The sequence below is a fragment of the Rhizobium gallicum bv. gallicum R602sp genome, from assembly GCF_000816845.1.
GTDB classification, from domain to species: domain Bacteria; phylum Pseudomonadota; class Alphaproteobacteria; order Rhizobiales; family Rhizobiaceae; genus Rhizobium; species Rhizobium gallicum.
On sequence record NZ_CP006879.1, the window covers coordinates 278114 to 299652 of the forward strand.

The 21539-nt window shown below is 56.3% G+C and carries 14 protein-coding genes and 9 pseudogenes; 13 read left to right on the forward strand and 10 right to left on the reverse strand.

Annotation, left to right across the window (positions count from 1 at the left end; all coding sequences use genetic code 11):
• Positions 1-332: 332 nt before the first annotated feature.
• Positions 333-518, forward strand: a complete 186-nt coding sequence (locus RGR602_RS38640; protein ID WP_133938073.1) for a hypothetical protein — start codon at positions 333-335, stop codon at positions 516-518.
• Between the two features lie 248 nt (positions 519-766).
• On the opposite strand, the gene RGR602_RS39825 is transcribed toward RGR602_RS38640, so the two are convergent.
• Entirely contained in the window at positions 767-895 is a 129-nt protein-coding gene (locus tag RGR602_RS39825) for a hypothetical protein (protein ID WP_281408665.1), read from the reverse strand.
• A gap of 74 nt (positions 896-969) precedes the next feature.
• On the opposite strand from RGR602_RS39825, the gene RGR602_RS39830 reads away from it, so the two are divergent.
• On the forward strand, positions 970-1263 hold the full coding sequence (locus RGR602_RS39830; RefSeq protein ID WP_246703829.1) for an IS110 family transposase: 294 nt from the start codon (positions 970-972) through the stop codon (positions 1261-1263).
• A gap of 943 nt (positions 1264-2206) precedes the next feature.
• On the opposite strand, the gene RGR602_RS22335 is transcribed toward RGR602_RS39830, so the two are convergent.
• A complete protein-coding gene (locus RGR602_RS22335) occupies positions 2207-2905 on the reverse strand; it encodes a winged helix-turn-helix transcriptional regulator (RefSeq protein WP_040114285.1) in 699 nt (232 codons plus the stop codon).
• Between the two features lie 759 nt (positions 2906-3664).
• Here RGR602_RS22335 and RGR602_RS22340 point away from each other — a divergent pair.
• Complete coding sequence (locus RGR602_RS22340; protein ID WP_040114286.1) at positions 3665-4957, forward strand: ATP-grasp domain-containing protein; 1293 nt, start codon at positions 3665-3667, stop codon at positions 4955-4957.
• Positions 4958-5202: 245 nt separating this feature from the next.
• Here RGR602_RS22340 and RGR602_RS36130 read toward each other — a convergent pair.
• Positions 5203-5614, reverse strand: a pseudogene (locus tag RGR602_RS36130) (IS110 family transposase); the annotation flags it as partial.
• A 100-nt stretch (positions 5615-5714) separates the two neighbouring features.
• Here RGR602_RS36130 and RGR602_RS36135 point away from each other — a divergent pair.
• The 3 genes and pseudogenes from RGR602_RS36135 to panD form a co-directional block, all read left to right on the forward strand.
• A pseudogene (locus RGR602_RS36135) lies at positions 5715-5865 on the forward strand (IS5/IS1182 family transposase); the annotation flags it as partial.
• Positions 5866-6042: 177 nt separating this feature from the next.
• Complete coding sequence (locus RGR602_RS22345; protein WP_040114287.1) at positions 6043-7272, forward strand: ATP-grasp domain-containing protein; 1230 nt, start codon at positions 6043-6045, stop codon at positions 7270-7272.
• Positions 7273-8071: 799 nt separating this feature from the next.
• The gene (gene panD / locus RGR602_RS22350; protein WP_040114288.1) at positions 8072-8494 is read left to right on the forward strand and encodes an aspartate 1-decarboxylase; all 423 of its coding nucleotides are present in this window, start codon (positions 8072-8074) and stop codon (positions 8492-8494) included.
• A gap of 282 nt (positions 8495-8776) precedes the next feature.
• Here the strand turns inward: panD and RGR602_RS36140 are convergent.
• The 3 genes and pseudogenes from RGR602_RS36140 to RGR602_RS38645 form a co-directional block, all read right to left on the reverse strand.
• Positions 8777-8966, reverse strand: a pseudogene (locus RGR602_RS36140) (CoA-transferase); the annotation flags it as partial.
• A gap of 221 nt (positions 8967-9187) precedes the next feature.
• Entirely contained in the window at positions 9188-10513 is a 1326-nt protein-coding gene (locus tag RGR602_RS22355) for an aspartate aminotransferase family protein (RefSeq protein WP_040114289.1), read from the reverse strand.
• Between the two features lie 282 nt (positions 10514-10795).
• Positions 10796-11187: pseudogene (locus RGR602_RS38645) on the reverse strand (transposase); the annotation flags it as partial.
• Positions 11188-11521: 334 nt separating this feature from the next.
• Here RGR602_RS38645 and RGR602_RS36145 point away from each other — a divergent pair.
• The 3 pseudogenes from RGR602_RS36145 to RGR602_RS40045 form a co-directional block, all read left to right on the forward strand.
• Positions 11522-11945, forward strand: a pseudogene (locus RGR602_RS36145) (transposase); the annotation flags it as partial.
• A gap of 14 nt (positions 11946-11959) precedes the next feature.
• Positions 11960-12067 (forward strand): annotated as a pseudogene (locus tag RGR602_RS38650) (tyrosine-type recombinase/integrase); the annotation flags it as partial.
• Positions 12068-12188: 121 nt separating this feature from the next.
• Positions 12189-13186 (forward strand): annotated as a pseudogene (locus tag RGR602_RS40045) (IS91 family transposase); the annotation flags it as partial.
• On the opposite strand, the gene RGR602_RS22380 reads toward RGR602_RS40045, so the two are convergent.
• Both RGR602_RS22380 and RGR602_RS36155 read right to left on the reverse strand, forming a co-directional pair.
• Positions 13160-14287, reverse strand: coding sequence for a KamA family radical SAM protein (locus tag RGR602_RS22380; protein ID WP_210263655.1), 1128 nt, complete (start codon positions 14285-14287; stop codon positions 13160-13162). The pseudogene RGR602_RS40045 and the gene RGR602_RS22380 sit on opposite strands and share 27 nt — an antisense overlap.
• A 255-nt stretch (positions 14288-14542) precedes the next feature.
• Positions 14543-14880 (reverse strand): annotated as a pseudogene (locus RGR602_RS36155) (hypothetical protein); the annotation flags it as partial.
• 709 nt (positions 14881-15589) lie between these two features.
• Between RGR602_RS36155 and RGR602_RS39835 the strand changes: the two are divergent.
• The gene (locus RGR602_RS39835; RefSeq protein WP_082046643.1) at positions 15590-15877 is read left to right on the forward strand and encodes a winged helix-turn-helix domain-containing protein; all 288 of its coding nucleotides are present in this window, start codon (positions 15590-15592) and stop codon (positions 15875-15877) included.
• Here the strand turns inward: RGR602_RS39835 and RGR602_RS39280 are convergent, their stop codons facing one another.
• Together RGR602_RS39280 and RGR602_RS36165 are read right to left on the reverse strand one after the other, a co-directional pair.
• Positions 15878-16012: a hypothetical protein gene (locus RGR602_RS39280; protein ID WP_267285104.1), complete on the reverse strand. Its 135-nt coding sequence runs from the start codon at positions 16010-16012 to the stop codon at positions 15878-15880.
• A gap of 117 nt (positions 16013-16129) precedes the next feature.
• A pseudogene (locus tag RGR602_RS36165) lies at positions 16130-16234 on the reverse strand (tyrosine-type recombinase/integrase); the annotation flags it as partial.
• Positions 16235-16750: 516 nt separating this feature from the next.
• On the opposite strand from RGR602_RS36165, the gene RGR602_RS22395 reads away from it, so the two are divergent.
• From RGR602_RS22395 to RGR602_RS22405, 3 genes are read left to right on the forward strand one after another with little or no spacing between them, the layout of a single operon-like run.
• Complete coding sequence (locus RGR602_RS22395) at positions 16751-17746, forward strand: GHMP family kinase ATP-binding protein (protein ID WP_040114292.1); 996 nt, start codon at positions 16751-16753, stop codon at positions 17744-17746.
• A gap of 17 nt (positions 17747-17763) precedes the next feature.
• The gene (locus tag RGR602_RS22400; protein WP_040114293.1) at positions 17764-18819 is read left to right on the forward strand and encodes a cysteine synthase family protein; all 1056 of its coding nucleotides are present in this window, start codon (positions 17764-17766) and stop codon (positions 18817-18819) included.
• On the forward strand, positions 18819-21515 hold the full coding sequence (locus RGR602_RS22405; RefSeq protein ID WP_040114294.1) for a lyase family protein: 2697 nt from the start codon (positions 18819-18821) through the stop codon (positions 21513-21515). Before RGR602_RS22400 ends, RGR602_RS22405 begins: the two co-directional genes overlap by 1 nt.
• Positions 21516-21539 lie beyond the last annotated feature (24 nt).

Sequence of the window (21539 nt, forward strand, 5' to 3'; positions counted from 1 at the left end):
GGGGAGCTGCGGCGCATTCTAACGCAGATTGACATGCTTTCATTCGTACGTAGAACAGCCTAGACTCTTGGAGCAGAATGATGAAATGTGCGGTCCAGCGCTCGCGTTATATATTTACCCTTGGACCATCGCCACAATGAGCGATGATCCGCAAATCAGTCTGCGCGGTGTGGCTCGCTGATATTCCCTCCGACCCATGTCAAACCACGGCCATCAGTCGCGAGCTACACCACATAGCGTAATCGCTCAGGGCCTAGCCTTCCGGGCAGCGGCTCTCCACACTGTCCCTTGTTAACCGCGGCCAGTGTGTCGAAGCTATGAGGAGAACCGCCATGAAGTATTATGCCGGGCTGGATGTCAGCCAGCAAACGACCTCGATCTGCATTGTTGATGACGAGGGCAGCATTATTGCCGAACGGAAGGTGGCATCCTGTCCGGACGCGATTGGGGAGGCGCTGAAGCCGTTTGCCGTAACCCGTGCAGGACTTGAGACCGGTCCGTTGTCGGTCTGGCTTTGAAATGGGTTGAGAGAGCGTGGCGTTCCCATCATCTGCATGGGCGCTCGCCACGCTAATGCAGCTTTGAAGATGATGCCTGCCAAGACGGACCGCAACGATGCCATCGGCCTGGCGCAGATCATTCGTACGGCTGGTGCAAGAGCGTTCATGTAAAATCGACAGCGAGCCACGAGGCGCGGGCGCTCCTTGCCACCCGCAGCCAATTCGTACAAATCCGTTGCGACCTTGAGAACCAGACCAGAGGTGTTCTACGCACCTTTGGCATCCTGTTCGGCAAATGCGTCGGCGGGTTTGCCAAGCGTGCCGAGGAGATCGTCGACGGCGATTGCATGCGTCTCCAACAATCCGAGCTGTGGTGGAAAGCGCTGATAGGGCACGCGCCGAGCAGATCCGTCTTCTCGATGGGAAAGTTCGCTCGATAGCGCGGCAAAACACTGTGGTGTGACGCCTGATGTCAGTGCCTGGTGTGGGGGTGATAACCGCACTCGGCTTCGCTGCAACCATTGATGATCCGGCACGATTTAAACGATCGTCCAGTGCCGGAGCATACCTTGGCCTGACATCCCGCATCTATGCCTCCGGCGAGACAATGAAATCCGGCCGCGTCTCGAAGCGGGGTGACGACTTTCTTCGACGCAGCCTATATGAGGCGGCCAACGCGCTACTGACAACGTATTCCGCGGTTCTCTGCCTTGAAGAGTTGGGGGCTGCGCATTGCGCGGCGCGGCGGCTATCGCAAAGCTAAAGTTGCCGTGGCTCGAAAACTCGCCGTGATCCTTCATGCCATGTGGATATCCGGCGAGCCGTTCCGCTGGTCGTCGCAAGATTCAAACGAGCTTGCATGATCGCAACGAAGTCTATGCCTTGCTGAGATCAGCGAAATCGTCCGGTCAGGACGGTGGCGCAGTCAAGACCGATCCCAGGAATGCGAGTGCTGGTTCCGTTCAGATAACCGCGAACACCACATTGGTCGACTGAGCCTATCCAACGCCATGATGAGGCGGTCGAAATACCGACCTCGAAGAGAACCATCAGCCTGACCCGCGATACCAACTGAGCCCAGCTTGACAACCGCGATTAGAGAACCTCCGTGGACACAATCGGCGGACGTTAGCGAGGCGATCGCCGATTACCTTCGGAAGGCACGTCCGCGCAATGCCAGCAGCCCGTGTCTTTCTACGGGACAAGGCTCCGATCCGAGGCTTCGTGGGCCCGAGCGGCCTTGGGTCCATTATCCGACGCTCACTCAAGAGGGCCGGCATCGACTCTCCAACAAAGGGAACCCACCAATTCCGCCATAGGCTTGCCTCAGAGATGCTGCGTGCGTCGCGTCGTTGGGGGAAATCGGCAAAGTTATGGGACATCGTCATGTGCAGACAACGGCGATTTACGCCAAGGTCGATCAGACACGGTTCACGAACAAAAGCCTGCGGACGGTGCAGATGGCGGTGAAAGCCTGGCGTCAGGAGTCGGCCCTTGAGATCGCATTGGTAACTGGATGACGATCACGCCGGCTCTTTCACTCGCCAAATCGTTTGGTAGCATTCTTCCATGAGGCAATAGGGGCAGTTTTTCATTTCGCGCGACAAGCTTCCGGGCCAGTGGGAATTACTCAGCCGCCCTTTCATGCGTGGTCTATCCCGAACGCACTCCCCAAGACATGGGAAATGGTCGCGCTCGTCGCCTCTTCAGTCGTCCGACTTCTCAAGCGAGTAGCCGACCGACCGGATGGTGCGGATTGTGAGAGTGGCCGTTTTTAGCGTCTTTCTAAGTCGGCTAATATGGACGTCGACGGTGCGTTCGCCGACATGGATATTCTGCGGCCAGGCCGCACCGATCAGCTCGTCTCGGCTAAAGACCTTGCCGGGGTTCTTTAGAAGATGCCGCAGAAGGTTGAACTCGATCGGTCCGAGATGGATCTCATGGTCCTTGTGGTGAACCCGGTGGGTATCGAGCCTCATCTCAACGTCTCCACAGCCGAGCGAGCTGCCGCTTTCAACTTCGTTAATTGATGGCTGCCCCGGCGTTAGCTTTACTCGCAGGTAGTCGACCAGCTTCGCTGGCGCGATAGGACGCACAAAGCTCTCGTCGACGCCGGCCCTCCAGAGATCAAGGTGGTCGCTTTCCGCACCGGGCGAGATCGGCGCAACCACAAGCAGAAGGCCGGTCCGGGGCTCCTCTTTAAGTCGGGCGCAAATTGTAGGCCCAGCTGCGCTTGCCGGCTGGCAATCCAGCACCACGGTCTGTAGCTCCCGTTCGCCGGCTAACGCGAGCGCCTCCTCCACGCCGCCGGCCAGCTCAATCGTGAAGCCGTCGACCGCCAGGATGTGACTGAAGACTAGATAGAAGTCAACGTCTTGCGAACAGATCAGAACTCGTGGCTTCATCAGCGCTACCCCTGCTCCATTCCCAGCGGCGCCTCCCCGGCCAGCACCCTGCGGAACCGAGGCGCGGCGCAGTTCTAATCGTCTGCGTACGGGCGCGACGTACTGAAGGGTTTCAAAACTCGTGCCAAATTGGCTGATCGCGTTAACAGAAAATTTTATCGTTGGGCTTCAAACGTTTACCCAGATGCAACATAAGAGATCGGCCCAATTTGCCTTTGTCGCGCATCCGACAAGCTGACAGCGGGTGTTGAAGGGCGTCAATCGGCTGGATATCAGCAAGGAATGTTCTCTGACGCATAGGATTTGAGAGGCCTTGCGATCAGCTCGCTGAGCGGTGCCGATCCCAGAGCCATGTTAAAGCCGACCCGGCTCGCTGTTTAGAATACGTTGCAAGTTGAAAGGTAATTTAAACGTATCGCTCAGAATCGCTGGCACGACAGCTTCGGTTTCGATCGGGTTTCTGCCCCATGCAACCGCACCTCAGTGGCCGCTCCGCCATTTCAATGAACCTTTACGCGCCTCACACACTTGAGCTCGCCGATGCTCGCTCGAGAGAAATGGATCGGCATCGTTGCGATTACCGACAGAGAGCTCCCGATTTGTATCCCGTTACGTCATTCATCCAAATTTACAGAACCTTTACAAATGCAAGTCGCTGACAATGGTATGTTCTCCGCGAAGCCTGTCGCCAGCGACGGCTAAATTGACGCCCACTCACGGTCGGATCGCCGCACAGCATGCAACGGAGGGTCAATCGCAATGCCAAGAAGAGCGCTCGTGTTGGTCGAAGGTCACAAAAGTAATGGTCCGCTTTACGTCCGCGCGGCCCAGCGTCTTGGTCTTCACCCAATTACCCTATCGGCTGATCCAGCTCAGTACGACTACCTTGCGGCGGAGGGGATTGAGGCAATCCAGGTCGATACTAGCAATCTCGATTTGCTGATCCACGAATGCACCCAGCTGGGTGCGACCTATGGCATTGTTGGCATTACGGGTTTTACGGGGATCGAGGAGTCGCCCTATGTGATCGTCGCCAAGCTCTGCCGGTACTTTAACCTACCGGGACCGAACCCCACATCCATTGAACGATGTTGCGACAAATTCGCTCAACGTCAGTTCCTCGCAGAGGCCGGCGTTCCAATACCTGCCTATCGCCTAGCGTCTGATACGACCGAAGTAAAAAACTCTGCTGCGGAGATTGGCCTACCAGTGGTCGTTAAGCCGGCCGAAGGCAGCGGTAGCAGCGGTGTCCGATTGTGCCGCGATGTCGAGGAGTTAGACGAACATACGGCCTATCTGTTGGGCGGGAGGCACATATGGCGGTGTTCGCCCAGGATACTGGTCGAAGAATTCGCACAAGGCCCATACTATAGCACTGACACAATGGGAAATGCAGTCATTGCAATTGGTGCCGCCGAGTTCGACCGCCTACCGCATTTCGTCGTTCGCGAGAGCATCTTTCCGGCCCCGCTAACAGATGACGAGCATAAACGTATCGTCGATGTTTCGCTGAGTTGTTTGCAAGCTCTCGGCCTTGGCTGGGGCCCAGCGAACATTGAGTTCCGATGGACGAAGCGCGGGCCAGTCGTCATCGAAGTTAATCCGCGTCTTCCGGGTTGGACCACGCCTAGACTGATTCAGCTGGCCTACGGTGTGGATCTCATCGCCGAACACATCAAGCTTGTTGTCGGCGAGGAATGGGATTTACGAAGAAGGCATTCGCAAACTGCGGCGGCGCGGTACCTAGTTCCTGATCGCGATGGCATCCTCGATTGGATCGATGGTGAAACTCGGGCGGATGCTATGCCAGGTGTGGACGAGGTCAGAATTTATGTTAAGCCCAAGAAGCCTATCATCAGAAAAGGCGATTACCGAGACATGATCGGACATGTCATCGCCACTTCACCTACCGGTACTCGGACCAAGACGATACTTCAGCATGCCGTCGAGGTAATCCGTTGGTCGATTACACCATTTCCGGCCCTCGGCGAACAGGAACCATCTACAGCCCCTCACGTCCCCACGCTGGCAACGGTGCCAAGTCAAAGGTGACTGTCAAGCGCGGCCCTTACGAACCTCCGCGACATCCATCTTGTGACAGTCGATATCGAGCGCAAAGCCTCACCTGGCCTTCCAGGCAATGTCTCGAACTTGGTAATCCCTCCAGCCGCGCCTGGATCGTCGGCTTACACGCGGGGGAAGCGATGTGTTCTATGAGGACCCAATGCGCCCTTGTGATGCCTGCCTTGGTGATCCCGCCACGCTTGGCTTCAGACAGGGCCTGATGTGCCAGTGTCGAATTCTGCCAGATAGGCCCGCAATGCGTTTGCCACCATGGTCCGTTGGCGAACAAACAACGACCGAGCACGATGGATCATGAGAATACTCTGCTGTTCCACCGTTTTGACAGGCACAAAAACGCATTGTCGGGCGCTGCACCGCTTCGCAGATTGCTTCGGCATCCAACGCGTCGCTTTTGCCGCGCTTAACATATGCCTTCACGTAGGACGGGGGATGAGCCGAACCTCGTGGCCCATGGCGACCAGCGTGCGGGCCCAATAGTGCCCGGTTCCGCAGGCCTCCACTCCGATCAGGCAGGGCGGGAGTTTTGAAAAAAAGGGTATCATCTGCTTTCGGTGAAGCCACTTCCCTAACGTGGTGCCTGGAACACGCTTTTGCCAGGTCTAATCCAATGGTGGCGATCTTCATCGCGAATGCTCCTTCTATCGCTTCGGTGATCCGCTCGCATCCTAGCAGCGATCGGCCGGTGCGGGGGCCACATCATCAAGACTGTCTTTTGGAGGCAGTCATGGGTGCTTTGGATCGTCTGATCCGTCGGGACGAGCAGTGGGAGCGGATATCGCACCACATCATTGGTGATGAGCGCACGCGCGGTTCGTCCGGGCCGCGACAACCGCATGTTCGTAGAAGCGGTGTTTTGGATTGTGCGTACCGGTTCAGTTTTGATTTCAGCCGGCGCAACAATACTTTCATGTAAATTTACAGAATCTTTGCCAACACGAAGCTCTGACAATGATACCTTCACCGCACTGGTCTAAGGTCAGGCTCGGCTGAAAAAAGTTGAGGCCAATTGATACCCGGACCGAGGCATAGCATAAAACCGAGGGTCAATGGGAATGAAAAGAAGAGCACTCATCTTGCTTGAAGGGCACAGGAGTATTGGCCTGCTATACATGAAAGCGGCCCAGCGTCTTGGGCTTCATCCAATTACACTGTCAGCTGATCCAGCTCAGTACGACTATCTTGCGACGGAAAGACTTGAGGCATTCCTGGTCGATACAGGCAACATCGATGCCCTGCTACAGGAATGTTGCCGGCTGCGTGCGACCTATGACATTGCCGGCATTACTGGCTTTGCGGATGAGTCGCTCTATGCGACAGTTGGTAGGCTCTGCCGCCATTTCGATCTCCCTGGGCCGAACCCTGCATCGATTGAACGTTGCCTCGACAAGTTCGTTCAACGTCAGTTCCTCGCGAAGGCTGGCGTTCCTATGCCTGCTTACCGCTTGGCAGCGGATGCAACGGAGGTTGAAAGCTCTGCGGCCGAAATCGGCTTGCCGGTGGTTCTTAAGCCAGCCGTCGGCAACGGTGCCCGCGGTGTCCGATTGTGCCGCACCGTCGATGAGTTGACCGAGCATACGATCTATCTGCTGGGCGGGAAGCACATATGGCGGACTTCGCCAAGAATACTGGTCGAAGAATTCGCACAAGGCCCATACTATGAAGCCGAGATAATGGGAAATGCAGTCATTGGGATTACTTCCGCTGACTTCGACCGTCCACCACATTTCGTCTTTCGGGACAGCGTCTTTCCGGCCCCGCTGAGTGAGGACGAGCACAAACGCATCGCCGATGTTTCGCTGATCTGTCTGCGAGCTCTCGGCCTTGGCTGGGGACCAACGAACATTGAGTTCCGGTGGACGAGACATGGCCCAGTCGTCATTGAAGTCAATCCGCGTCTTGCGACTGGTATTACTCCGCGAGTGGTCTGGCTGGCTTGCGGTCTCGATCTCGTGACCGAGCACATCAAGCTTGTCATCGGCGACGAATGGGATTTGCGCAGAAGACATTCGCACACTGCGGCGGCGCGGATTCTCGTTCCTGATCGCGACGGTACACTCGATTGGATCGATGGCGACAGTCTGGCGGCTGCCATTCCAGGTGTCGCCGAGGTTAAACTGTATATTGCCCCCAAGACGCCGATCGTCAGAAAAGGTGATGTCCGAGACCGCATCGGGCACGTAATCGCCGTTTCACCCAGCCCAGCTCAGAGCAAGGAGATCCTTCAGCGCGCGGTCGGCTTAATCGATTGGTCGATCACACCAGTTCCGACCCCTGGTCAATAGAGCAATCTATGGCCCGCTTCCCGCACCAGTACCGGTGGCGCCCAATAAGAGGTGATCGCCGAACGTTGGTACAAGGAGAGCACGAAGAGAGCAGATTGATCAGGATAAATTTGGCCACCCCTAGGGAGCCGTACTCGGCTGATTTTTGGCTGAGGCTTGATGCTATCGCGGCGAGTTGCGCGGTCAATGCAACCGTGACAGGCGCGACGCTCTTCAAGTCCGACGGCAACGTGGTTCCACGGCAGAACTCTCATCAGGCGGCGAAAGCCGCCTCGGCCGGATCAGTAAGCAGTTGCTGTTTTGGCCTTTGCCGATGGCGCGGGGTGGACGCCACTCCCTTCTATGCATCCGGCCCGCCGCGCCTTTCGCTCTCGCTGAGAGTTGCGCCCCGGCCTCCTCGGCTGTGCGCGGTTTAGAAGGCGCAGAATATAGTGAAGTTCAAGGCCGGGTAACAGGCAGACAGAATTCCCGCGCGCGACGAGATTCACGTGTGCCATTGAATCACCTTCGGCGTTGTCCGATCTCCGACGATGTGCGACCGCGACATGGCAGATTCAGAACTATGTTTTTTAAATGCTTTTCTCGTCTGGCACGATAGATGCAAGGTCATCTGTATATACGTCACGGAATCAGGAGAAGCTGTCCCCATGATGACGCTCACCAAAGAGCCGCGCCGATGCCCTCTGCTAGTCTGCTCCTCGACCTGTAGCGGCACGTCGATCAATTCCTGTCCTTGCGAATAGCATCACTGCCGTCGTTCGTAGAACTGGCGATCCATGGAAGAAGAGGAAATTTACAGATGAAAAAGGTCGTTGCAGCCAAGCTTCATGGCATCACCGTAACAGGTTCGGAATTGAACTACCACGGATCAATAACTCTGGACCCAGATCACTGCGATGAGGCAGGGATTCTTCCGCTGGAATTCGTTGAGATCTGGAATAGGGCTTCAGGCGTGCGAATCAGCACGTACGTCATTTACGGTGAGAGGGGTTCACGTTGCTGCGTGCTGAACGGAGCTGCTGCTCGTACATGTCAGGTCGGAGACGAGATGATCATATGCTCTTCCACATATATTGAGGAAAATCAGATCACAGAGATCAAGCCGCGGGTGCTGACGTTCGATCGGGACAATTCTGTCCGCGACCGCTTGTTCTACGATGCTCGGGTAAGGGATGATGGAACGGTGACGTTCGATGTTCGCGAGGGTTCCCCTTCGCGGTAACGCCCTAACCGCTTAGTCGGGATCGTCGGCACAGAAAGGCTCGAGCACAGAAATGAGGCGATGCCGACTGTCCGTCAAACGGGGCAATTCACACCCGAGCACCCTCGGTTGCTTTAACCTGCAAAGCCTAAGGCGGGCCGCCGCCCACACCACGGTCACAACTGAGGGCAGCCGTTGCCCTCTTGACCACCGTTGCGACTGTGAACGTTCACCCTCGTTGCGTTATGGCGTCAAAGCAAGCCGGCGCTGATCCGATTGTGCTTCACGCGGCGCGGCCTCATTGACGATCGAGAGATCCGCGACGATACCAGTCGCAAACATATAGACTTCGCCGTCGAAGATCTTGAGTCTTTTTCCATTTGCGACCACGGTGCCCGACGCCGGTCTTGGCATAGAAGCCGGCAATGCCGGCGCCGCCCACCCGCATGCGCTCTGCCAGCATCCCCTGCGGATTGAATTCGAGCTGCAGCTCGCGTAGGAATACCACAAAGGCCGAACCCACCCGCGGCAATGAACGTCCCGTCGCCGACTCAGCGTCATGATACACTTTGCTACCCATTTTGCTCATATTACTTCGACAGTCAGTTTGCGGACCGAAGCTGAACTCTTCACGTTCGCATACGTATTCCAGATGCTTGGGCAACGACGTTCCGAGCCGCTGGCGTGACTTCTTGCTAACTCGGTCAGCCAACGCTAAGCGGCGATCGCGGCGTCTAAGGCGTCGCCTAGGCGTTCGACGATCGTGTCCAGTTGGCCGGCATCTATAATGAATGGGGGCGCCAGCAAAACGTGATCACCTCGTACACCATCAATTGTGCCGCCCATCGGGTAAACCATCAACCCTCGCGCCATGGCTTCTCGCTTCACGGCCACATTCAACTTCGACGCAGGGGCGAATGGCGATTTACTTGAGCGCTCTTCTACGATTTCGATCGCACGAAAAAGGCCGCGGCCGCGAATGTCGCCCACATGATTGTGACTGCCGAAACGCTCACGAAGTCGCTGATCGAGCAATTCCCCCATCCGCACAACGTTATCAAGGAGGCAATGCCGGCGAATAATGTCCTGTACGGCAAGGCCAGCCGCCGCTGCCATAGGGTGCCCCATATAGGTGTGACCGTGCTGGAAGAATCCTGTTCCAGAAGCGAACGCGTCGTAGATGTGACGTCCAAGCAGGACCGCGCCTATAGGCTGGTAGCCTCCGCCCAGCCCCTTTGCGATCGCCATTATGTCCGGCACGATGCCTTCCTGCTCGAAAGCGTGTAGAGTTCCGGTGCGCCCCATGCCGCACATGACCTCATCGAGTATTAGGAGAATACCGTAGCGGTCACAGATTTCGCGAATCTTTTTGAAGTATCCATCTACCGGCGGCACCGCACCGGCCGTCGCTCCAACAACAGTTTCCGCAACGAATCCGATCACGTCGTCTGGTCCGAGTTCAAGTATCTTGGTCTCAAGTTGGTTGGCAACGCGCTCTCCATACTGATGCTGGCTTTCGGCAGGCAAGCGGTCACGATATGCGTAGCACGGGGCGATGTGATGGGTTTCGATCAGCAGCGGTCTGAACTGGGCGCGCCGCCATTCATTGCCACCTGCGGCGAGCGCTCCCAATGTATTGCCATGGTAACTTTGACGCCGCGCGATAATATGTTTGCGGCGATTTTCGCCCTTCTCGACAAAGTACTGGCGGGCCATTTTCAGCGCCGCCTCCATAGCTTCCGAACCTCCGCTGACGAGATAGACGTAGTCGATACCGCGAGGCGAGTCGGCAACTAGGCGGTCTGCCAGACGCTCGGCTACTTCCGTAGTGAAGAAGCCCGTGTGAGCATACGCGAGCTTGTCAAGTTGAGCATGCAATGCCGCAAGCATTTCCGGGTGCCCATGGCCGATGCATGACACTGCGGCGCCTCCCGAGGCGTCGATATATGCTTTACCGTCAGCATCGAATAACTCGATCCCGCAGCCGCCTGCCGCCGTAGGCAGATCTGCACGAGTCGAGCGGTGTAAGATCTTGCTCATAATGGCCTCGCAAAATAAGCGCCGTATGGATCAAGGGCCTTAACCTCTCCCGACGGCATCAGTGTGTTTTTGAGAAGCGGCGCATCTCTCAATTCTCCAGTCGAATGACCTAGGCTAATGCCTAGTGAGGGCTAGTTTGCGCCAAATTGCGTCGGATACTGAACTACAGACTGCAGAACCGGGCGTGGTTTGAAATGTTGCCGCCTCAGCGTTCTATGATTCGCTGTTGGGTATTGGATGACCGGCACTAACAAATCCATGAATCACGACCAAAATCTTCACGCCAGGTCCTTTTTTCAACAGCCTGCTGACCAGCAGGCCATGGCGGTCTTCCATCAGCCCATGCCCCATGAAGCACACCTTGGCCTCCCTGCCTTTGCCCTTCCTATAGAGTCTTGCATCTGGGTCGGTCGTTGAAGCATGCGTCTCGTTGGAACGCCTTTCGCCCCGTCGCCTTCCGATGGGGGTTCGCCCGAGCCGTCCTTCAGCTCTTCATCGACGCCCAGGCTTCAATCAGCGTGCCATCGACAGAGAAGTGGTCCGTTGACAGCAGCCGCTTTACCTTGGTCTGCGAAAGGATTGCACCCAAGAACTTCGCGGCGATGTCGCCTTCCAGCAACCGGTCGCGGTTCTTAAAACACCGAATGATCCCAAGTTGGATTATCAATGCCAATGTTAGTCTCTGGTTTGGCCTTCAGGACGGTCTCGTCGCCATTGTGGTACGCGAAAGTGATCTCCATCGGGTCATCGTAGAGCAATTCGGCATGACCGTCGCCAATGACTTCGTCCATTTCGTCGCATCCGGCCCATCTGAAGAAGATCATGGACGGGCTGTATCCGAAATCGAGCGTCGCTTGCATCACGCCTAAGGCGATTTCGCCATGCCGTCGAGCCCGATGGTGATTGCGGCATGCTCAACCAGGTTCGAGATAATCCCGATCCCATAGATTGGCCTCGACGATCCGCCAGCGGCCAATCAGGCGCAGTTTGAAGCCGCGCTCACGACGACGAAACGCATCGCTGCACATGGTCGAACCTTACTGCGGCTGGCCACAGGCAATCATGCTTGGTGCCGACAAGGCCTATGACACAAGGGGCTTCGTCAAAGACTTGCGGTCGATGAAAGGTAACGCCCCATGTGGCAGAACGTCAATGGTCGCCGCTCGGCCATTGACGGGCGCACGACGCGCCATTCTGGCTATAGGGTCAGTTTGTGCATCCGCAAGCGCATCGAGGAGGCATTCGGCTGGATCAAGACAGTCGCGGGCAGGACAAGACGAAGCTCCGCGGCCGCGACCGCGTCGGATGGGCCTTCACCTTCGCGGCCGCCGCTTATGATCTGGTGCGGTTGCAGAAACTGATGGCGGTGTTCGGCTTACCCGCTGGCCTCCGTCAGGCAGGCATCGGATTGGCCTGTGAAGCCCACCTTTGAACAGAAGAACGACGATGACAGAGATCAGCCCTCTGCGCCAGCGTATGATCGAGGACATGATGATCCGGAATCTATCGCCGGCGACGCAACGGTCCTATCTTCATGCGGTTGCGAAATTCTCTCCACTGGCGGCTGGCGCGGCCACCGGTGTGGCTGTTTCCGCGACGCGACGGAAACGGACCGATCCATGTTCAGGTTCTGCATACGGCTTGCCGTTGGGGCACGGTTTGCCGCCGGAATCCACAAGCGCGTGAGCTGCCGGTCGGCTATTTCCACATTGTCTTCACCCTGCCACAGACAGTTGCCGGAATTGCCTTCGAGAACAAGGCGGCGTCTATGCGATTTTCTTCATGGCAGTGGCCGAGACGCTCCGCCGGATCGCCGCCGATCCCAAACATCTGGGGGCCGAGATTGGATTCATCGCACAGTTGGGGCCAGAACCTGCAATACCATCCGCACATCCACTGCATCGTTCCCAGGCGGAGGGCCTTTATTCGATGGCTCCCGTTGGGTGTCCTGCCGGACCAACTTCTTTCTGCCGGTACGGGGTTCTGTCCCGTCTTTTTCGACGTTTGTTGCTCGAGGAGTTGAAGATCGCATCCGAGGTCGGTGCGCTTTTTCGGCGATTCGCGCAGCTTTCAAAGCCCGCAAACTTCAAACGCATGCTTGCCGAAAGCCGGGGCGTCGAGTGGGTCGTCTATTCCAAGCCGCCTTTTGCGGGCTCGCAGCAGCTGGGGGCAAAGGCCGAACGACCCGTCGATGCGTTGTGGAACCCGGTCGGCGAAATCGTCAAACTCTTCGAGCCGCAGGAATGTGCAAACTACTTCGCCGCAGCAGGATATGACCCCGATTCAAACGGACGGGCTCTAGCTGCTTTCCCTTTTCGTGGTGGCTGCCGTCGCAGAATTGGCCAACGTCTCCTTTGGAAAGAAGATGTCGATCTCGGTAAGAAGCTGCAGCTCGTGACTCGTCTCACTCTGAGTAGGAATCGTGAAGAGAAGGGTAGGTCGCCCGTCTGGAAAGACGAGTTGATGAAGCTGCGGTCGAAGGCCGCGGAAGAGCAGCTCTTGATAGAGAAACAGCTCGATGGGCGTCTGAGCTCCCCAGGTCCTATCTGTCACGCGGCATACAGGTTCCGCAGGGAGAGTGCCTGCCACCGCCTCAAGGACGCCGCCACGTTGAGAGGGGCGGCTGTTTGCGACTCAAATCGGAAATTAGCGCTGAGCGCTTTTCCGATCTGATCCTTCGGGCAATTCATCTAGCCAGCATGCGCCCTCGATGTACGGCCGAGAAAAAATATTTCCGATCTTTTCCGGAGCTTTGTTTTGATGATATCGCATATAGACGCGGTCATCAGCTCCAATGTCGAGGATCTCGATTTTTCCTGTGTAATGCGACATGATGTATTTGAATGTCTTTTGGATTCCGCTCAGGCGTTGGTTGATGCCGTGCGTTATCTCTAGTCCGCGGCGCAGTGGAACCTGAAAATGCGATGCCCCTTTCACCGGCCTGCCTTGAAAGAGGTAATAAGGGCGGATGCCCATTTGGTGACATTTGGCGAAGGTCGCAGCCAAGATCTCGGGATCATCGTTGACTTTCGCGAGAAGCACGGATTGATTGAGAAACTGCACACCACGCGCGCGTAACGAGAGAATGTTACGCTCCGCATCGACCGAGATTTCGCCAATATGATCAAAATGTGTGACGATTACTGCCGCCTTACGCGCCTCACTGATCCGTTGGAAGAACGCCACTAGAGTGGGATCCTCGAACCTTTCAGGCGCATAGGCGAGCATTTTTGTGCCAAAACGAATGGAATCCAAATGTGGGAACGGCAACAGATGATCGAGAATCGCATGAAGCCTGCCGGTGCTGAGCACGAACGGGTCGCCTCCCGACACCAGCACGTTCGTCATCTCAGGATGACCTCCAATGTAGCGCGCAATCTGCCCTAAGTCAGCTGCGATTTCATCTGAATCCTTGCCGACAATGCGCTTGCGAAAGCAATAACGGCAGTATGAAGCGCAGCGGTCCGTTGCCAGCAACAATCCGGTCTGGGCGTACTTGTGCTGAAACCCGGGCACGACCGTGTTGTCGTGCTCGCCGCTCGTATCTAGATTGCCGGGACTCTCAAACTCTTCGAATGAGGGCTCGACGATGAATTTCAGCTGCTCGTGGTAACCACTGTTGATGATCTGTTCACGATAGGATCTGGTGACCCGATAGCGCGTGATGCTATGAGCTTCCAACTCACCGGCGGTAAGCACGCGCGCCCCCTCGATGAAATTTATGACCTCGGACGCGGGGCGTCGACCCGAGCTGCCGGACGGAGGCGCACTCATCAGCGAAGCATCTATCACATTGCCTGGGATCGTTCGAGCGGTCTTCATGCAACCTCCCTTTGCTAGAGGTGTGAGGCGTAATGATCGTAACGGCTCCTCCGCCCGTTGCAATCGGCGTGCCACGACGAGGATGGCGGGAAAGACATGGAAAACTATCCGCTTACGACGCGGGCGACGAACACTTTCCGTCTCCCGTGCCTCACGTTCCGAACAGAAACGTCCTCAAGTCTACACGGCTAACGCTGGATGCGGAGGTCAAACAGAGTGGCTGGGTTTGTCTGAACGGTTTGCGGCGTTTTCGTTAAACATTCGCGTCAGCGCGTTGAAGTAAGCCTGATCCGGTGTTTGCCGGTCAAGGGATGGGTGCGGGCCTCGGGCACGGTTTTGTAGGCGTGGAGATAGACCTCCTCATATCTGATCGAGCGCCAGAGCCGCTCGACGAACACGTTGTCGCGCCATGCGCCCTTGCCGTCCATCGAGATTTCAATCTCGGCCTTCTTCAGCACCGCCGTGAAGCCGATGGAGGTGAACTGCGATCCCTGGTCCGTATTGAATATGTCGGGCTCGCCATACCGGGCAAGCGCGTCCTCGACCGTGACGTTTCTATCCGCTTAGTTCAGCAGGAGGAGAGTTATGGGCGATGAAGCTCGAACTTTGAAATCTGCCATCCTCATGTCCAGCACAAATGAGCATTTGGCATTTGCGGCTCTGCCTCGGTCAATCGGAGTTCGTGAATGCTCGGTATCTACACGACATAAGCAACTCTGCAAGATGCCGTTCGTTGGCCTCCAAAAGCTTGAAGCGCGCAATCGCCGCGTCTGACGCCGACTAGTTTCAGGAGACATTCGACCGCGACGAATGCGGGTGTTAACCGGCGCTTGATGAATTTGAATCACGGGATTGGCAATTGGGCCAAATCATGATTCAACGGGCGAAGGGAGATTTCGCCATAGGAACGGCACTGGCAATTCGGGTAGACTACACGGCTGATGACCTGCGTCGGCTGGCGAAGCAAAGCCGAGATGCGGATTGGTCACGTCGGCTGTTGGCTCTGTCGGTCATTATGAGGGTGGTTCGCGCGCAGCCAAGCGGCATCTATTGGCGGGGGTCGGTTGCAGATTGTCCGCGACTGGGTCGAGCGTTTCAATCCGCAAAGTCCCGATGGCCTGAAGACCGGAAAGGCGAAGGGCCGGGAGCACTTGCTGAGCGACAAGCAGCGCAAGGCGCCTGCGAGGCCGTTGAGAAGGGTCCGGTCCCTATCTCGCTGTGTGTCGTGCACTGCGGGCTGGTTGATCCGGTGCAATGGCTTTCGCAGGAGCATCGCATCTGCGTCATCGGCAGGCGCTTGGGCGTGAGTTGAATGCCATGGGCTACCGCAAACTCACGGCTCGACCGAAGCATCATGCGCAGAACCAGGATGCGATTGAGGACTTTAAAAAACTTCCCCGCCGCAGTGGCGGAAATCGCCGCCGGAGCCGCCAAAGACAAGCGATTAGAAATCTGGTTCCAGGACGAGGCTTGGATCGGCCAGAAGAACAAGATTACAAAGCGATGAGCCAAACGAGGAACGCGGCCTTCTGCTCCCCATGATCAGCGGGCGAGGTCCGCCCGTATCTTTGGAGCGATCTGCCCGAAGTTGGGCAAGGCTGCATGCCATGGTGCGATACTCATGCCGTGAACCAGCATCTGATCGAGATAACCGCCAAAGCGGCTGATGATGCCCATGCCGTGCCCGTCTTCAGGCTGGCTGGCACATGTCCAACGTAAGCGTCCGGCGAGGAAGCTTCGCGCTGACGGCTCGCCTTTGGCATGCAGCGGCACCAGTCGCGACTTGCCGAACTTCGTCTCGCGAACTTTGCGGATGCCCTGATCGAGATCGACGTCGTCCCGGAGCAGATCGAGCGCTTCTGAATGGCGCAGTCCGGCGACCGCTATCAGTCCGAACAGACACGCCCGAGCTCATTCATTCTCAGCTACGAATAAACTCGCCACAATGCGCCCGCCAGATGGGGTAGCTTCACCGCTTATTGTTTAGGCGCTTTCTCTGCGCAACAATATCATGCGACACCTGCTGCTGCCGATAGCGAACGGTTTCCAAAGGGGTGCGCCTGTTTAGAGCAATTCGTGTAGTCTATGCCACTACCAATAATGGTAGCTAGTTCGAACGGATCGTGAGGCTTAATTCTAACGAAGTCCAACGGATGGTGCCCTGGCAGAATGTAATGCATAGCGTTTGATCCATGATGCGGAGATCAGCGATGTGGCCAACAACACTCTGGCCGCGATATCCCGCCTGAACCTAGCACGCACGCGCTGAAGTATTCGTTTGAACGCGACCCCCTTATGCTGATGATCCGGGTCTCGTCTCCAAAAAGCCAATCGCACGTCAATGCACTAGCGGGGAGGTGACATGTTGATCCAGCATTCTAACCATTCAGTCGGGCCCACGGAGGCATTGAAAGCATGACGACTCCAGAACTTATAAAGGCGGCCGCCAATGAGGTTTGGAAGCCGTACTTGTATTACCCGACGCTTTATGGCGAAGATCTTGCTGGAATGCTCGGAGAGCGCGCACAGCCAGGGAATTATCTTCGTCATGGCGACGGTCTTTGTTGCGGCACATTTGGCGAGCTGCTGCAAGGCCAGTTGCCGATCGGCTCATTTCCCGGGGACCCCAATTTCTTAGTCACAATGCCCATCGCGCTTTTTGCGCGCGCCCACTTTATGCCAATCGAAGGTACACAATCTGTAAGCGTTTATCCGTCACATAAACTCAAAGCAAAACGGCTGGCGGAGAATCTTGTGCTTGCACTCGGTGTCTCGGGAGGAACCCTCCTTTTGCAATCTGAGCTCCCTGAAGGTAAAGGCCTGGCGAGTTCGTCCGCAGATCTTGTTGCGACTGCACGGTCAATCGCCTCCTGCTTCAAACGTAAAGTCCGGACATCGTTGATCGAGAAGCTGATGGCGGAGATCGAGCCATCCGATGGGGTGATGTACCCCGGCGCGGTGGCATATCAACAGCGATCATGTAGCCTTCTCTCCTTTCTCGGGCAGATGCCGCCGTTTGCTATCGTCGGTTTCGATGAAGGAGGCACGGTCGAGACAGTTGATTATGATCAACGGCGAGGCGAAATCTCCGCTAGTCAGAGAACACAGTATCACGAATTGCTCGAGCGCGCGCAAACAGCAATTTCGCAAGCCGACACGGCTGCAGTAGGCAGCATAGCTACAGCTAGCGCGCTCCTGCATCAGGAACGGGCACCGAAGGAGCATCTAAATTCGATGTTGAAAGCATGCGCAGACACCGGCGCGCTCGGAGTCATAGTCGCACACAGCGGTACGATGATTGGAATTCTGCTTGATAGATTGGCGCCTGACTTCCCACGGAAGCTTCAGTCTGTGGTGGACCATCTAACGCCGTACGATAACTCGCCAAAAATATATCTGACCATGAATTAATACCGATGAGTAGTCTCATGAACACAGTTCGCAAACACCTGCCATTCTCCGGCTATTCTGCTGCCTATGCGCTCCCCCGCATTATTAAGTGTGGGAAAAATCTTTATCTTGCGCAATTCGCATTCATGAAACTTCTCCCTGCGAAGTATATCATCGAGCAAGCGTTGAAGCGAGGGACGTTAGGGCGTGACGCGAAAGTTTTGGAGACCTCGAGTGGGACTTTCGCCCTAGGGTTGGCTGTAGTCTGCCGGGAATTCGGATTGCAGCTTGAGATTTTCACTGACCCAGTAATGGATAAGGGACTGGAAAACAGGCTGAGATCCTTGGGTGCGGAGGTTTTCATAGTGAGGGAAAAGGCGAGAGAGGGTGGATACCAAAGAAGCCGTCTCGACGCATTGCACGCTAGAATGAGAAAGATGGGCAACTCGTGTTTCTGGGCTCGTCAATACGAAACACCGGACAATCCGGCAGCCTATAAGCTCTTCGCCGATCAAATATCGGGGACGTTGGGCGCCGCCGTTACCTTGGTCGGTTCTGTGGGATCAGGCGGCTCTACTTGCGGAACGATAGAGAGCCTCCGCCAAACAGCGCCGGACGCCCGCCTAATCGGAGTGGACACCTTCAATAGCGTCATTTTTTGCCAGCCGGACGGCGAAAGGAAACTGCGAGGGCTGGGCAACAGTCTTGTCCCCAAGAACGTCAAGCATGAACTATACGACGAGGTGCATTTCACATCGGCATCGCTGGCATTTGCGGCAACGCGTTCCCTCCACGAGCGGCACGCCATTTTTGCCGGTCCGACCTCCGGGGCGAGCTACATCGTTGGCCACTGGCGCGCTCGCCAATTCCCAACGGAAACCGTAGTAGTCATATGTCCTGATGAAGGCCATCGCTATGTCGAATCTGTCTACGACCACGAGTGGCTCAAGCAGAACGAGTGTTTAGATCAAGGTGTACTTCTAGACGCTCCAGCCAGCGAAGAGCATCCCTCGACTGCTCTCCCGCCATGGAATCGATATTGTTGGAACCGGAGAACTCGGGAAGCTGTTCTAAATGCGCTGGAGGAGTTTTGATGAACCGGGGTAGCTTCCTCTTCGTGGAAAGCAACACGACAGGGACGGGCGAGCTTTTGATGAAGCGCGCCGGAGTCCTGGGCTTTGAACCTTATCTGGTTACGCGCAATCCTTCCCGCTATCCCTTTCTTAAAGGGGTCGTCGCACGAGTAATTGAAGCTGAGACGCGTGATCCGGATGAAATCGCCGGTGTCGCCGCCAACCTAACAAGCTTGGCGGGGGTATATTCGTCGTCAGACTACTTCGTGGAATCAGCGTCAAGAGTCGCGAAGGCGATCGGGCTACCCGCAGCGAGTCCGGACGCTATAGCTACGTGCCGGAACAAGTGGAAGCAGATAACCGAGTTGCAGCGACAATCGATTTCAGCTCCTGAAACTCGGCTTGTCACTTCGCTCAGAGACGTCGAGAACATTCTCGCGCAAGCTATTTTCCCGGTCGTCGTGAAGCCGGTCTCCGGAAGCGGCAGTAGCGGTGTAAGGCTTTGCGACAGTGCCGCGGACGCCGTCAAGGCGTTTGAAAGTGCAAAGGACGCGCTGCTTGATCAAGTGGATTTGCGCAGCCCCGAGATCCTCATCCAGCAATATGTAGAGGGTAAGGAATACTCGGCAGAGATGATCGCATACGATGGGACGCTGCATTGCCTTGGAATTATCGCCAAGCACAAGGGGCCGCCTCCCTGTTTTGTCGAGGTGGGGCACGACTTTCCGGCCCCGCTTCCGCAGTCTTTGCTACATGAACTGGCTTCTTTTGCCGGAGGCGCGGTATCGGCTCTAGGCTTGGACTTCGGACCGGCTCATGTAGAGTTCGTGATAACGGACTCTGGCCCGGTGGTCATTGAGGTCAATCCCAGGCTGGCTGGAGGAATGATTCCAGTTATGCTCTCGCACGCCTTGGGCACGTCCATCCCGGACATGGTTATCGAGCTTTACGGGGGTGACGCGTTCACACTTCCACAAGCGAGCAAAAGGGCGGGAGCCATCCGTTTCCGAGTTGCCCACAAATCGGGGATGCTAAAACGCTTGGGCTTTTCGCGAACTCCGGAGCCCACTGTGCCCGAAGCGAGTCTTCTGAAATCTGAGGGAGACGAATTGCAAATCAATGGCGACTTTAGAGACCGAGTAGCCTACGCGGTAGGCGTCGCTGACGAACTTCATGCCGCTGCCACGGCAGCTGAACAAATGATAGAGTCCATTATGATTGACATCGAAACGACTGCTGGCGAAAGCGACAACAAAGATGCTGAATCAAAAGAGGGAACGTGGACGTTGCATCCTGAAGCGATGAAGCTGCTCGCTCCGCCAATCGAGATCTCGCGGGACGGTCGCCAACTGCAGTTCCAAGCGGCCATAGACGAAGCACATCTGGTGATGCTCGCGGACCAGGGCTTGGTCAGCCAAGCCGCAGCTGCCGATCTCCTCAAGCACATCTTGGACCTCCAGGACGAGGGCTTTCAATCTTTGGAGGGCCGCGATGCTCGGCGTGGTATCTATCTGGCTTATGAGGCCGAACTTGCCGCCAGAGCGGGCCCCGAAAAAGCCGGCTGGCTTCACCTTGCCAGGTCCCGAAACGACTTGAACGCCACTATTTCTCTCCTGCTCCTTCGGGAAGTTGCGTGTTCCATCTCGCAACAAATGGGAATTGCACAAGATGCCCTGCTTCAGCGAGCGGAAGAGGGGGCGAGACTTGTTGCTCCACTGTACAGTCAGTACCAGATTGCACTTCCAGCATCACCGGGGCACTACCTGCTAGGGGCTTTCTTTGCTCTAGGGCGCGAGCGCCAACGGCTTCAGAACCTGCTTAAGGAGGTTAGGGAGTGCCCTATGGGGGCCGGAGCCGGCGGTGGCACTAGTATGTCAATAAATCCCTTGAAAACAGCAATTCTTCTGGGATTCGAACAGCCGTCGTTCAACTCTCTTGATGCGGTTGCGAGCCGAGATTTGCATCTCCATGGGCTTTCACTCTTCGCTGGCGTTTCAATCTTGCTCAGTCGTCTGGCTCAGGACTTGCAGGTTTGGACGACGCGTGAGTTCGCCCTCATAGACGTTCCTCGCAATCTTGCCGGCGGCTCTTCTATGCTGCCTCAAAAGAAAAACCCGTTTCTGCTTGAGCACATCAAGGGATCGGCAAGCACCGTGATCGGCGCCTACGTTTCTGCGGCAACGGCAATCTGCAAAGCGCCTTTCAGCAACTCGATCGAAGCAAGTAATTATGGCTGCTCCCCGCTGGGCCTTGCGGAAGATGCCCTCAAACGGGCCATCACACTCACATCGCTCGTGGTGCAGTTCATGTCTTTCAACGCGGCATCAATGCGGAAAAATCTGGAGGACGGCTTGGCGATGACAACCGTCGCCGCCGAACGAATGTCGTCGCAAGGCGTTCCCTTTAGGGATGCCCACACACAAGTTAGCGAGATCGTCAGGCGCCTGTCTCAGGATTGCAGCGTCGCGGAGCGTCGAAGCGAGTTGGCAAGCCATCTCGCTGACGTGTTGCCAGCGGGTCTTGAAGAGTGCAGGGATGCTCTGCAGTTCGGAGGAGGACCCGGAAAAAGCTCAATCGATAGCCAGATCTCTGTAGCAAAAACTCTGTTTCGGGAGATGCAGCTCAAATGCAAGGACATACGGGAGCGTTGGGCACACGCCGAGATGCACCGCAAACAGAGGGTGAAAGAACTCATTGATAGGCACCCGACTGCCTGAATGGATGCAGTACGGATAACGTCC